The sequence below is a fragment of the Nocardia colli genome (genome assembly GCF_008704205.1).
GTDB lineage: Bacteria > Actinomycetota > Actinomycetes > Mycobacteriales > Mycobacteriaceae > Nocardia > Nocardia colli.
In genome coordinates, this window is the sequence record NZ_VXLC01000003.1 from 222,780 (window position 1) to 236,111 (window position 13,332).

At 66.9% G+C, this 13,332-nt stretch carries 9 protein-coding genes; 8 read left to right on the forward strand and 1 reads right to left on the reverse strand.

From position 1 onward, the window contains the following. Nucleotides 1-4 precede the first annotated feature (4 nt). The gene (locus tag F3087_RS07955; protein ID WP_150401201.1) at nt 5-1,231 is read right to left on the reverse strand and encodes a 4-hydroxyphenylacetate 3-hydroxylase N-terminal domain-containing protein; all 1,227 of its coding nucleotides are present in this window, start codon (nt 1,229-1,231) and stop codon (nt 5-7) included. Between the two features lie 606 nt (nt 1,232-1,837). On the opposite strand from F3087_RS07955, the gene F3087_RS07960 reads away from it, so the two are divergent. Genes F3087_RS07960 through F3087_RS07995 form a run of 8 tightly spaced genes read left to right on the forward strand, consistent with a single transcriptional unit; the run spans nt 1,838 to nt 13,291 of the window. Further along, nucleotides 1,838-6,721, forward strand: coding sequence for a type I polyketide synthase (locus tag F3087_RS07960; RefSeq protein WP_191093848.1), 4,884 nt, complete (start codon nt 1,838-1,840; stop codon nt 6,719-6,721). Beyond that, nucleotides 6,718-7,563: a 3-hydroxyacyl-CoA dehydrogenase family protein gene (locus F3087_RS07965; RefSeq protein WP_150401203.1), complete on the forward strand. Its 846-nt coding sequence runs from the start codon at nt 6,718-6,720 to the stop codon at nt 7,561-7,563. The genes F3087_RS07960 and F3087_RS07965 overlap by 4 nt, the downstream gene beginning before the upstream one ends. Before the next feature lie 17 nt (nt 7,564-7,580). Further along, nucleotides 7,581-7,847, forward strand: a complete 267-nt coding sequence (locus F3087_RS07970) for an acyl carrier protein (protein WP_150401204.1) — start codon at nt 7,581-7,583, stop codon at nt 7,845-7,847. Further along, a complete protein-coding gene (locus tag F3087_RS07975) occupies nt 7,847-8,998 on the forward strand; it encodes an acyl-CoA dehydrogenase family protein (RefSeq protein WP_150401205.1) in 1,152 nt (383 codons plus the stop codon). The genes F3087_RS07970 and F3087_RS07975 overlap by 1 nt, the downstream gene beginning before the upstream one ends. A gap of 21 nt (nt 8,999-9,019) precedes the next feature. Further along, entirely contained in the window at nt 9,020-10,087 is a 1,068-nt protein-coding gene (locus F3087_RS07980) for an HAD-IIIC family phosphatase (protein ID WP_150401206.1), read from the forward strand. Then, nucleotides 10,084-10,842: a thioesterase II family protein gene (locus F3087_RS07985; protein WP_150401207.1), complete on the forward strand. Its 759-nt coding sequence runs from the start codon at nt 10,084-10,086 to the stop codon at nt 10,840-10,842. Before F3087_RS07980 ends, F3087_RS07985 begins: the two co-directional genes overlap by 4 nt. Beyond that, on the forward strand, nt 10,839-11,579 hold the full coding sequence (locus F3087_RS07990; protein ID WP_150401208.1) for a 4'-phosphopantetheinyl transferase family protein: 741 nt from the start codon (nt 10,839-10,841) through the stop codon (nt 11,577-11,579). Before F3087_RS07985 ends, F3087_RS07990 begins: the two co-directional genes overlap by 4 nt. Continuing rightward, nucleotides 11,576-13,291, forward strand: coding sequence for a fatty acyl-AMP ligase (locus F3087_RS07995; RefSeq protein ID WP_191093849.1), 1,716 nt, complete (start codon nt 11,576-11,578; stop codon nt 13,289-13,291). The genes F3087_RS07990 and F3087_RS07995 overlap by 4 nt, the downstream gene beginning before the upstream one ends. The last annotated feature ends 41 nt before the right edge of the window (nt 13,292-13,332 follow it).

Here is a 13,332-nt window from a genome sequence, read left to right on the forward strand (position 1 = left end):
CCGGTCAGCCAGCGGCGAGCCGATCGGGATCACCGACGAAGGCCAGCTCGTATTTGTTCTGTCGATATCCGTAGGCGCCCGAGGAAAGGTTGGTGAACAACGTCCAATCGGAGAGCTGCGGTGCGGCGGGAATCAGGCCGTGCTGGGTCGTGCGGCCGGGCTTCGGGCAGATCAGGTCCAGTCCGGCGATCTGCGCGAGCAGCGTCGAGGCGCCTTCGATGCGCTCGGTGAAGTTGCCGATGCCTTGCAGCAGCATGCTGCGCTCGGCGGCCCAGAAACCGTAGCGTTCGTCGAAGGTCGCCGACTCGAGCGCGGCCTGAAAATCGCGTTCGGTGCTCGCGGCGAAACGGCGCAGTTTCGCCAGCACCACCGCCGGTTCTTTGACCGAGGTCTGGCCACCGTCGAGCACGCGTTGGGCGAGCGCGTAATACATCTCGGCTTTGGCCGCCATCCGGGCCAGCGCCTGGATCCAGGCCGGGTGGGTCATGCCGGTGCCCGCGCGCAGGTTGTTGCAGCGCTCGATGGATCCGTCGATGAACACGCGGGAGTTGGGCACGAAGGCGTGGTCCAGCTCGATGATGGCGTCTTGTTCGTCGAGGGCATCGATGGACTGGTCCGGGAGCTCGTGCGCGCCGCGGAAGCCGGCCCGGGAATGCACGGTCACGCCACTGCTGTCGGGTTCTATGGCGACGCACAGCGCGGTGTAATCCTCGGCCGGGGTCAACTGGCGATAGGGATAGATCAGCAGCACGTCGGAATAGAGCGCGAGCGTGGCCAGCTGTTTGAAACCGCTCAGGTAGATACCGTCGGCATCACGCGCCACGACTCGCAGCAGATGGTCTTCGGAAATGCGCCCGCGTTCGGAGATATCGGAGATCGCGTGGGTGAGGATCCAATTGCCGGCCCGGCATTCGCGGTGGAACTCCCGGATCGCGTCCGCGCCCTCGCCGAAATGGTCCGCGTTGGCGGCCCAGGCGGAAACGATGCCGGCCAGGAAGTCCGGGCTCCGGCCGAGTAATCCACCGCTGTGCGTCGCGAAACGGCGCAACTGCCCGGCGTACTCCAGGAATTTCTCTTTCGTTTCCGGTGGAGTCCAGATGCAGTCCCAGAACAATTTCATATCCGGATTGGTGCGCAGCCCGTCCAGGGTTTTCGCGAACGGGGTATCGGTGCGCTCGGCAAAGGTGGCCGAAATGGTTTCGGTCGAACCGCCGATCTGCTGAGTTTCCACTGGATATCCTTAGTCCTGCGACCTGGCGGTCAGAAATGTAGCTGCGCGCGACTTCGGTCGGAAACTGCTGTTGACGTGGGGATCCGGGCGTCCGAGTAATCGGATGACTACCCCCGGGTAAAGTTCAGGCAATGTAGACCTCTGATCAATTAAATCGAATTCATAACACCTCGGCTTCAGGATGGGCAAACCTGTAGCCCACCCCGCCTTCAAGGTAGCCGACCTACCGGTGTGTAACCATTGCAGATCCTGTGACGCTGCTCACATCGTAGCATTTCGCGATTTCCTGCCGATTGCTCGTTCTGCATTATCTTAATGGCATCGGACAGGCAGTTTGTAAACCCCCCGATCGGGGGGATCGAATTCGAGTGACAGCCCCCTTATTGGGGGGTTGTGGATCTCGTCGATAACGAGAGAATGTGACCTGATGTGAGCTAGCAGCATACCCGGTCTCAAACGACTCTTGGTCAAATTTGTGCTGGTCGGGAGGGTGCGGTAAACGGCGTTGCGACGTGGGTGTGTCGGTGCTAGATTCGGGGCCACCAGGGGCTGAGATTTCCCTGATCGCATTCAATCCGTGACCCCGATGTCGGAAGGGCGGTATTGGTGGATACGAATCGGGTGGGGTCCGGTGAATTCGATCGGCAGGCGATCGAGGAATGGGTGGCAGAGAAGATAAGCCAGATCATCGGAATGAATCCGGCGGCTATCGATCGCGCCACCACCTTCGCCGCGTACGGTCTGACCTCGTCGGATGCGGTCGGGCTGTCGGGTGAGCTGGAGGAGTGGCTCGGTCGCAGCCTGCCGGAAACCCTGCTGTACGAGCACCCGACGGTAGAACAGCTGAGTGCCGCACTTGCCGGCACTGTTACGCAAGTCGGCACTGCCGCACCGGATTTCGGTGCGATCGGCGCGACGGCCGGATCGACGCCCGATGTGCGCGAACTGGATTCGGACGATCACGCGGTGGGTATCGCCGGAATGGCGTGCCGATTCCCCGGTGGGGCGAACACACCGCAATTGTTCTGGCGCAACCTCGCCGACGGCATCGACACCGCAACGGAGGTGCCCCAGCAACGCTGGGACGCACAGCAATTCTTCGATCCCGATCCCTATTCCCCGGAGACGACGTACACGACCAAGGGCGCCTTCGTCGACGACATCGCCGGATTCGACGCCCAGTTCTTCGGCATCTCGCCGCGCGAGGCGATCCGGATGGACCCGCAGCAGCGGATGCTGCTGGAGACGGTGTGGGCGGCGCTCGAGGACGCCGCGATCCCGGCGGAGCAGATTCGGGGGAGCCGGACCGGGGTGTTCGTCGGCATGATGGCCGACAGCCGGTATGCGAACGTGCTGGTCGACCACGGCGGCCACGGCGAATTGGACGACCCGTACGTGGGTCTGGGAAGCGCGTCCAGTGTCGCGGCCGGCCGGCTGTCCTATCTGCTCGACCTGCGTGGGCCGAGCCTGGTGGTCGACACCGCCTGTTCGTCGTCGCTGGTGGCATTGCACTTGGCGATCAACAGCATTCGCAACGGCGAGTGCGATCGGGCCGTGGTCGCCGGGGTCAGCGCGATCGTGCATCCCGACACCTACCAGCAGGCCTGCAAGATGCGCATGCTCGCCGCCGATGGTCGGTGCAAGACGTTCGACGCGGAGGCGGACGGGTTTCTGCTCGGTGAGGGGTGCGGCGCGGTCGTTGTCGAGCGGCTCGCCGACGCGCGAGCGCGCCGGCATCAGGTGCTCGCGGTGGTGCGCGGGTCGGCGGTGAACCAGGACGGCATGAGCAACGGGCTGACCGCGCCGAACCGGGCCGCGCAGGTCGCGGTCATTCGCGCGGCGCAGCAGAACGCCGGAATCAGCGCGGACAGTATCGATTTCGTCGAGGCGCACGGCTCGGGCACGCAGCTCGGTGACGCGATCGAAATCGGCGCGCTGACCGAGGTTTTCGGCGCGACGCGGGCGGACGACCGGCCGCTGTATGTGGGTGCGGTGAAGACGAACGTCGGTCACCTGACCGGGGCCGCCGGAATGGCCGGGTTGATCAAGACCGTGCTCGCACTGAACCGGGGCGCCATTCCGCGGAATCTGCATCTGCGGGAACCGAATCCGGCCATCGACTGGTCGGCCGGTCCGGTTCGGCTGCCGCACGAGACCATTCCGTGGCCGCGCGAAGACCAGCGGACGGCCACCGCCGGGGTCAGCTCGTTCGGCTGGTCGGGGACCAACGCGCATGTCATCGTGTCCGCGCCGGCGGTCGACCTGCCTGAGCCGGATCCCGAAGAGCGCTGGCACATTCTGCCGCTGTCGGGACGTTCGCCGGAGACGTTGACCAACACCGCGCACGCGATGTCGGAGTACCTGCGCAGCCATCCGCGACTCGCCTCCGCTTACGTGGCGACCACCGTGCAGACGGGGCGCAATGCCATGCCTTGTCGCACGGCGATCCCGTTCCGGACACTCCTGGACGCCGCCGAGGCCCTCGACGAGGTCGGGCGCCGGGTGCCGGTCGCGACCGTGCCGCGCGGACCGCAGCCGACCGTGCGATTCGTGTTGCCGGGCACCGGTGATCAGTTCGTCGGGATGGGACGCGACCTGTATCGATCGCATCGGGTGTTCCGGGACGCGATCGATCACTGTGCCGAGATCGCGGCCGAATCGCTGGGCATGGACCTGCGTACGGCCCTGTATTCGGACGCGGCCCCGGCCGCGTCGGACCCGTTCGCCGCGTTGCGTGGCGGCGCGGCTGCCGCCGGCCAGCTGGTCACCCGAATCGACTTGGCGCACGCGGTGGTCTTCTCGCTGAGCTACGCCGCGGCCCGGATGTGGCAGAGCTACGGCATCGAACCGAGCGGCCTGCTCGGCTACAGCCTCGGCGAGTACTCCGCCGCCTGCGTGGCCGGTGTGTTCGCGGTCGAGGTGGCGTTACCGCTGGTGGTGCGGCGCGCGCGACTCGTCGCGGATGCCGAACCCGGCGCGATGCTCACGGTCGCGACCGCCGCGGACCGCGTCGCCGAGTATCTCGGCCCGGACCTGTCCTGTGCCGCGATCAACAGTCCCAACACGGTCGTCGTCGCCGGTACCGAGGACGCGATCGTCGCGCTCGAACAGCGCCTCGCCGCGGACGAGATCGCCGCGCGCCGGGTGCCGACCACCCGCGCCATGCATTCTCCGCTGCTGGATCCGTTGCGGGAGCGGCTGATCGAGCTGTTCGACGGCATCGAGCTGCGCGCGCCTCGAATTCCGTTCGTGTCCAACCTGACCGGCACGTGGATCACCGGCGAGCAAGCGCGGGACCCGAATTACTGGGCGGACCAGATGTGTTCGACGGTCGAGTTCGCCGACGGGGTGTACACGCTCGCCGAGTCGGACCCGTGCGTGGTGATCGATCTCGGGGCCGGACAGCTGGGCAGTCTGGTCAGTCAGGTGCTGATGCAGTCCGGTGGGGCCGCGGCACTGCCGACGTTGCGCGGCTCCGCGACGCGGGATCCGGACGAGATGATCGTTGCCCGCACGCTCGGTCGGCTGTGGGTCGGCGGCGTGGACGTGGACTGGTCGCGTATCGGCTCGTCGGGCAGGTCGATCTCGCTGCCGACGTATTCGTTCAAGCACCAGCAGTTCTGGCCGGAGCCGGGGAACGGCCGGGCGGAGCCGGTCCGCGCGATCGCCGGGACGGCCACTGCGGCAACGGAACTCTTCGAACCGCAGTGGGTCACGGCTCCGGCATCCATTGATTCCGTGGACCGGCAGGGCCCCTACCTCGTCTTCGTCGACCCCGACACATGCAGCGCCGAACTGGCCCGGCACCTGGCGAAGCTCCTGGACGGCGTCGACTGGGTATCTGTCGCTCCGGGAACCGAATTCGGTACTTCCGGCGCGGACTGCTACCGCATCCGGCCGGACCGGCCGGCCGACTACGCGGAACTCATTGCCGCGCTGGCCGATCGGGAACTGCTGCCGCGCAGCGTTGTTCATCTGTGGTCGGTCAGCGGTCCGAACGCCGAGCCACCGGACAGCGTCACCGCACATCGACGCCTAGGGTTCGACAGCCTGATGGCACTGGCCGGGCAGTTGGGTCGGCACGCCATCGACGGATGCCGGATATTGGTCGTCACCGACCACGCGCAGATCATCGATCCCGAGGACGACCTGCATCCGGGCAAGACCACCGTGACCGGACCCGCGCTGACCACGGGACAGGAATACCCGGGCCTGGCAGTACGTACCTTCGACGTCGTCACCCCGGTCGACGACGAGGACGGCTCGTGGGACGAGCTGACCGAAGCGGTTGCCGCCGAACTGAATTGGCCGGGAACCGACACCGCGATCGCTCGCCGCGGCAGGCGCAGACTGGTGAAACGCTTCAGGCCACTCACCCTGGACGCGCCCACACCGTACGTGCGTGACGGCGGCGTCTATGTAATCACCGGCGGCACCGGAAGTATCGGCCTCCAGGCGGCAGCTCACCTGGCCGCTGCTGCCGCCGACGTGAAGCTGGTCCTGTTGGCCAGGACCCCACTGCCGGATCTCGACGACGAGGAATCGGTCGCCAAGGCCGGCGGGGCGTCCCGCGCAAAGGCGACCGCTGTGCGCGATCTGACCAAGTCTGGTGCCGAGGTACTGGTGCAGTCCTGCGATATCGGCGACAGGGACGCCATTGCCGCCGCAATCACCAACGCACGCAAGCAATTCGGGCCGATCGACGGCGTGATCCACGCCGCCGGCGTGCTGTCCCCGGACGCGTTCACCACGATCGCCGAGACCTCGCCGGAGATCAGCGCGGCGCACTTCCGCGCCAAGGTCGACGGCACGCTCGCCCTCGCCGACGCACTCCGCGGCGAGCGACCGGACTTCGTCGTCCTGCTGTCCTCGATGTCGGCGGTGCTCGGCGGCATCGGCTTCGCCGCCTACGCCGCCGCGAACGCATTCCAGGACCAGTTCGTCGCGATGCGCGGCCTGCCCGGCGGGTCTGCTTGGCGCTCGGCGTGCTGGGATACCTGGCAGGCGACTGTCCAGCACGGCGAAAACCCCGGCGTCGCAGAATCGTTGGACAAATACTCGTTCGCCGCCTCGGACGCGCTCGCAGTGCTCGACCGGCTCATCGCGGGCGGCCCACGCCGCGCGGTCGTCTCCGCGGGACAACTGCATCGGCGTATCGACGCGTGGGTCGGCGGCGGAGATCCGTTGCGCGAGAACTTCTCTGTGGCAGCAGAGATCACCACCGCGCCACCCGAGCGCACCATCGAGGACTACCGACGCCGACTCGCCGAGCTCTGGCAGCAGGCCCTCGGCGTCGACCAGGTCGGCCCGCACGACAACTTCTTCGAGTCCGGCGGCAATTCGCTGGTCGGCCTGCAACTGATCAACTCGATCAAACAGCAGTTCCGCGCGGTCATCCCGACGGTCGCGCTGTTCGAAGCGCCGACCATCGCCGACATGGCCGACTACCTGCTCACGGCGACCACAGAGGAAAGGAAGGCGCGGACATGAAACTCGTCGGAGTCATCGGGGCCGGCGTCATGGGCACCGGCCTCGCCCAAGCGCTTGCGGCGCACGGAATTTCGGTCGTCCTCGTGGACAGCTCCCGCGAACAGCTCGACCGGGCCGAGAGCGAGGTGGTCCGATACTCCCGCACCGGCCGCCTGTTCGGCCACGACACCGAGAAGTACGGTGACCTGACCCAGCGGGTCACCTACACCACCGATATCGCCGAGGCGGCCCCGGCGGAGTTCGTCATCGAGAACATCACCGAGAACTGGGCGCTCAAGGCCGAGATCTATCCGGAGCTGGACCGGATCTGTTCGCCGGAGACGGTGTTCGCGGCCAATACCTCGTGCATCCCGATCACCAAGATCGGCGGCGTGACCAACCGCCCGGATCGGGTGATCGGCATGCACTTCATGAACCCGGTGCCGATGAAATCCACCGTCGAGGTGATTCGCGGCTGGCACACCTCGGAAACGACGATCGCCACCGCGATGCAGCTGCTCGCCGATCTCGACAAGCGCGGCATCCTGGTCAACGACATGCCCGGTTTCGTGTCCAACCGGGTGTTGATGCTGATGGTCAACGAGGCGATATTCCTGTTGCAGGACGGGGTCGCCGCGGCGGCGGAGGTCGACGAGATCTTCCGCTCCTGCTTCGGGCACGCCTCCGGACCGCTGGAAACGGCGGACCTCATCGGGCTCGACACCATCCTGTACAGCATCGAGGGCCTCCAGGAGTTCTACGGAGACAGCAAGTATCGCCCGTGCCCCTTGCTGAAAAAGATGGTGGACGCCGGACTGCACGGCCGGAAAACCGGTCAGGGCTTCTTCTCGTACACCCCATAACCGACAGGATCGCAGTTATGTTCTCCGATGCCCGTGCCGAACTCCGTGAATTCGTCGCCAAGCGGTTCCCCGAGGGGAAGCTGCAAGACGACCACGACATCTTCGAAAGCGGCTTCGTCAACTCGCTGTTCGCGATGGAGCTGGTCATGTTCATCGAACAGAACCTCGACGCCCGGATTCCCAATGACGAGCTGAACCTGGACAACTTCCGCACCGTGGACGTGATGACCGACCTGGTCGGCAGGCTGAGCAACGGTCGTGGCACGGTCACCGAGGTGGCCTGATGGCCGTGCGGACCGAGGTGCGCCACGACTGGTCGCGGGCGGCGATGTCCGCCTTCGTCGACGAGGTGGTCGCGCCGCGGGCGGCCGAGTTCGATCGCGCGGGCCGGATCGACCCGATCATGGTGTCCGAGTTCGCCGAACGCGGTCTTTGGGGTGCGGTGCTGTCCGCGGCCGATGGCGGGACCGGTGCGGGCATGGTCGCCTTCGCGCGTGCGCACGAGGAGGTGGGTCGTGGCTGCTCGTCCATGCGCAGCTTGCTGACCGTGCACTCCATGGCGTTGTACGCGCTGGATCGGTGGGGGACGGAGACGGCGAAGCGGCGGTGGCAGGCCGATATGGTCACCGGCGCGGTGCTCGGCGCGTTCTGTCTGACCGAGCCGGAGGCGGGCAGCGATTTCGCTGCGCTTCAAGCGACCGCCGAGCGGGACGGCGACGAGTGGGTTATCAACGGTCACAAGCTGTGGGTCACGGGTGGTCAGCTGGCCGACGTGCTGCTCGTGTTCGCCCGCACCGAGCGTGGGCCGGCCGCGTTCCTGGTCGACGCGGCGAGTCCGGGGATTCGCCGAATCCCGGTGTCGCACATTACCGGAACGCGCGGCAGTCAGGTCGCCGAGATCGTGTTCGAGAACTGCCGGGTCGGCGCCGACGCGATCATCGGGCCCGAAGGGATGGGCTTGGCCATCGCGACCGGAGTGCTCGATATCGGGCGGTTCAGCGTCGCCGCCGGATGCGTCGGCATCTTGCAGGCCTGCTTGCAAGCCTGCGTGAGTTACGCCAATACGCGGCATCAAGGTGGGTCGTTGCTGCGCGAACACCAACTCGTGCAACAGATGATCTCCACCATCGCCACCAATACGCGCGCCGCCCGGCTTCTCGTTCACGAGGCCGCGCGGCTGAAGGATGCCGGTAGTCCCGACACCATCATGTCGACCTGTATCGCCAAACAATTCGCCGCCACCTCCGCGGTCGCCGCCGCCAATGACGCGGTGCAACTGCACGGTGCGCGCGGATGCAGCGACGAATATCCGGTCGGCCGATATCTGCGCGACGCGAAGGTGATGGAGATCATCGAGGGCAGCACCCAGATGCAACACGTGCTCATCGCCACCGACGCCTGCCGCAATCAGGCTCGGGTCGTCGAGGTCGATTGATCAGGAAGGCGAGGGAATCCGATGACATCCAACGTGCGTAAACGTCCCCGCTACATCAAATGCGTGGTCTGGGACCTGGACCACACCCTGTGGGACGGGATCCTGCTGGAGAACGCCGCGGTCACCGAGCTCAAGCCGGGCATCCGGGAAACGATCGTCGCGCTGGACGAGCGCGGCATCCTGCATTCCGTCGCCAGTCGCAACGATCCGGAAATCGCCCTCGCGAAGCTCACCGAACTGGGGATCGCCGAATACTTCCTGCATCCGCAGATCAGCTGGGACAACAAATCCGCCTCGGTCGCGACAATCGCCGCGCGGCTGAATATCGGCATCGATACGCTCGCCTTCGTCGATGACCAAGCGCTGGAGCGGGACGAGGTCGGATTCGCCCACCCGGAGGTGCTCTGCATCGATGCCGAGGAGGCGGCGGGGTTGCCGGACCGGCCGGAATTCCAGCCGAAGCAGGTGACCGCGGACTCGCGGGTGCGGCGGCACATGTATCAGGCGAGCATCGAACGCTCGACGGCCGAGGACCAGTTCTCCGGTACCAATGACGAGTTCCTGGCCACGCTGGATATGCGCTTCACCATCAGTCCGGCGGGTCCGGCGGACATCGGTCGCGCCGAAGAGCTGGTCGTGCGGACCAATCAGCTGAACTCGACCGGGGTGATGTACTCGGCCGAAGAGCTTGCCGCGCACGCGGATTCCGATGATCATGTGCTGTTGATGGCCGAACTGGAAGACAAGTACGGGACGTACGGGCAGGTCGGGCTGGCGCTGGCGCAACGCGGCGCCGAGCAGTGGCGGCTCAAGCTGCTGTTGATGTCGTGCCGGGTGATTTCGCGGGGAGTGGGGACGGTATTGCTGAATCATGTGGTCCGGCTGGCGCAGGCCGACGGGGCCCGGCTGGTCGCGGAATATGTGCCTACCGAACGGAATCGGATCATGTACATCACCTATCGGTTCGCCGGGTTCACCGAAATCGGTGAGCAGGACGGCATTACGCTGCTGGCCGCGTCCGCCGAGGCGCCACCGCCGCCACCGGCCTACCTCACGGTGCAGACGCTCGCCGCGGAGCACCGGCGATGAACGCGCCCGCGATCGACGCGCGTAAATGGATGCCCTACCCGCCGCCCGGCGGCGCGGCGACGACGTTGTACTGCCTGCCGCACGCCGGGGCCGGCGCGTCGACCTACCTGCCGTGGCGCAAGCAGTTGCAGCCCGAGGTGGACGTGGTGCCGCTGCAACCGCCGGGGCGCGAATTGCGGCTGCGCGACGAGCCTTTCGAGCAACTCGGACCGCTGCTCGACGACCTGCTCGCGGTAATGGACGGCGAATGGCGCGAACCGTTCGTGCTGTTCGGGCACAGCCTGGGCGCCCTCGTCGCCTACGAGCTGGCCCGCAGGCTCAGCGCGGGCGCGGGGCCGCGGCCTGCGCATCTGATCGTGTCGGGACGGCGTGCGCCGCACAAGCCGTCGCGGCTGCCGTGGGTCCGCATGGCGTCCGACTCGACGTTGCTGGAGATCGTGTACCGCCTCGGTGGCACCCCCGAGGAGGTCCTCGACGACCCGCAGATGCGTGCGCAGGTACTGGGTTTGATGCGGGCGGATCTCGGGGTCGACCAGACCTACCGTTACGTGCCGGAGCCGCCGCTCGACGTGCCGATCACCGTGCTCAGCGGCAGTTCCGACACCCACGTGTCGATGGCCGAACTCGAGCCGTGGGCCGAGTGCGGTTCGGCCGGGGTCGATATTCGGCTGGTGCCGGGTGGGCACTTCTTCCCGATCACGCACCGTGACACCGTGCTTCGGCGGGTGCGGCACTGCGTGCTGGGCTCGTTATGAGCGGCGACACCGCCCCGCGCCGGACGATCGCGCCCGACGGTGTCGCTCTGTGGTGGTTCGGGCTGAACGGGAAGTGTTGCGCCGGTGACCGTCTGGTGTTGTCGTCCGAGGAGCTCGCGCGCAGCGACCGGTTCGATACTGCTGCCTTCGCGGCCGACTACATCCGTATCCGGGCGACGATGCGGCGCGTGCTTGCCGCGTATGCCGGAACCGCGCCCGCGGATCTGGCGTTCACCGTGGGGGAGCACGGCAAGCCGGGATTGGCCTGCGCGGCACCGGCATTCAATCTCACGCACACCGATGGGCTCGCCGTCATCGCGATCGCCGGGTCCGGTTCGATCGGGGTCGATGCCGAATCGCTCGACGCCTACTTCGATCTGGCCGGATTGGCGCCGCGGGTGCTCACGCCGCGTGAGCGGGAGCGGGTGGGCGCGGACCACGGGCGCTTTCTGCGCCACTGGGTGGCGAAGGAGAGCTACCTCAAATGGCTGGGCAGCGGGCTGACGGTCTCGCCCGACACGATCGAGCTGAGCGCCGATCAGGCGGGGCGCGCGGTGGTTTCGGGGGTCGACGGCGTCGATCTGCCCGCGCGATATGTCCATCAATTCGGCCTCGGCACCCGTTACGTCGGGGCCGTCGTCGGCGACCGAGTGCCCCGTCGTTATCCGCTGCGCCCGGCCGAATCCGCCAGTGCCGAAGCGAATGTCCGGCACCGGACGTCAGGAGTGCAAGCATGACAACCTATTTCGCGGACGAACCCGCCACCCTCGCGGAGATGCTGGCCGCCCGCGCTGCGGCCACGCCCGACCCGGTGCGGTTCCATCATCTCGGTGACGGCGACCAGGTCACGGCGACCATGACGTTCCCGCAGCTGGATCGCGCGGCTCGCGCGGTAGCCGCGCATCTGGCGTCGGTCGCCCGACCGGGGGATCGGGCATTGCTGCTCTACGCGCCCGGACTGGAATTCGTGGTCGGCTTCTACGGATGTCTCTATGCCGGTGTGGTCGCGGTGCCGGTGGCGCCGCCGCAGCCGAACAAGTTGGCGGACAGTCTGGCTCGGCTGGCGTCGATCGCCGGTAATTCCGGCGCGCGGCTGCTGCTCACCAGCGCCGATATCGAGCCGCTGCTGACGCCGGTACTGGCCGAGGCCGACGGATTCGCTGCGCTGCGCACGGTTGTGACCGACCGGGTCGAGCTGTCCGAGGCCGACGGTTACCGTGATCCGGGCATCACCGGTGACACCATCGCCCATTTGCAGTATTCGTCCGGGTCGACCGGAGAGCCGAAGGGCGTCGCGCTCACGCACGGGAATGTACTGGCCAACCTGAGATTGGTCACCGGTCAGATCGGCGCGGGCGTCGGCGTGGCCTGGTTGCCGACCTTCCACGACATGGGTCTGCTCAGCATGGTCACCTATCCGGTGTACAGCGACTCGACCGTTATCAGTATGTCCCCCTTGGCTTTTGTGCAGCGGCCGGCCCGGTGGATCGCGGCGATGTCGAAGTTCGGCGCGACCCACACCGTTGCGCCCAACTTCTCCTTCGCCCTCTGCGTGCGACGGGTGTCCGCCGAGCAGGTCGCGACCTATGACCTGTCGCCGCTGCGGGTCGCGCTCTGTGGCGCGGAACCCGTTCGCGCGGACACCATGGCCGCCTTCGCGGATCATTTCCGTGCGTCAGGTTTCGACGCGCACAGCCTGTTCCCCTGCTACGGCCTCGCCGAGGCAACGCTTTTGGTGACCGGCGGTCCCCGCGGCAGCGGGCTCACCACCGTCGAGGTGGATCCCACCGCACTCGCCAAGGGCCGCGTCGAACCGGTAGCGAGCGGCGGTCGCCGCCTGGTCGCCAGCGGCGAACTCAACGACGCCTACGAACTCCTCCTCACCGACCCCGACACGAACACCCCACTGCCGGACGGGCAGGTCGGCGAGATCTGCCTGCGCGGCGACAGCATCGGCCTCGGCTACTGGGACGCACCCGAGGCGACGGCAGACACCTTCGCCGCCACCGTCACCGGCCGCGACGGCCACTTCCTGCGCACCGGCGACCTCGGATTCGTGCACGAGGGACAGCTTTACGTCACCGGCCGCCGCAAAGACCTGATCATCGTCGACGGATACAACCACTACCCCTCCGACATCGAAGCGTCCGCGATGGACTCCCACCCCGCGCTGCGCCCCGACCGCTGCGTGGCCTTCCAGGTGCTCGACCGCGACGAACCCGCCCTGGTCGTCGTCGCCGAACTGAACCGGGACCGCAACGCCGAGGAGGTCGACAAGACCGAGATCGTCACCGCCGTGCGCCGAGCAGTCGGCGAGCACCACGGATTACGCCTCGACGACGTGGTTTTGGTGACCGCAGGCTCGGTCCCCCTGACCTCCAGCGGAAAAGTCCGCAGATACGTTGTCCGCGAACAGTATCGAGACGGCGCACTGACCGTCCTGCCCTGATCGGGCCGAACCGGTACGGCCGCCTCTGCGGCGGTGTCGTT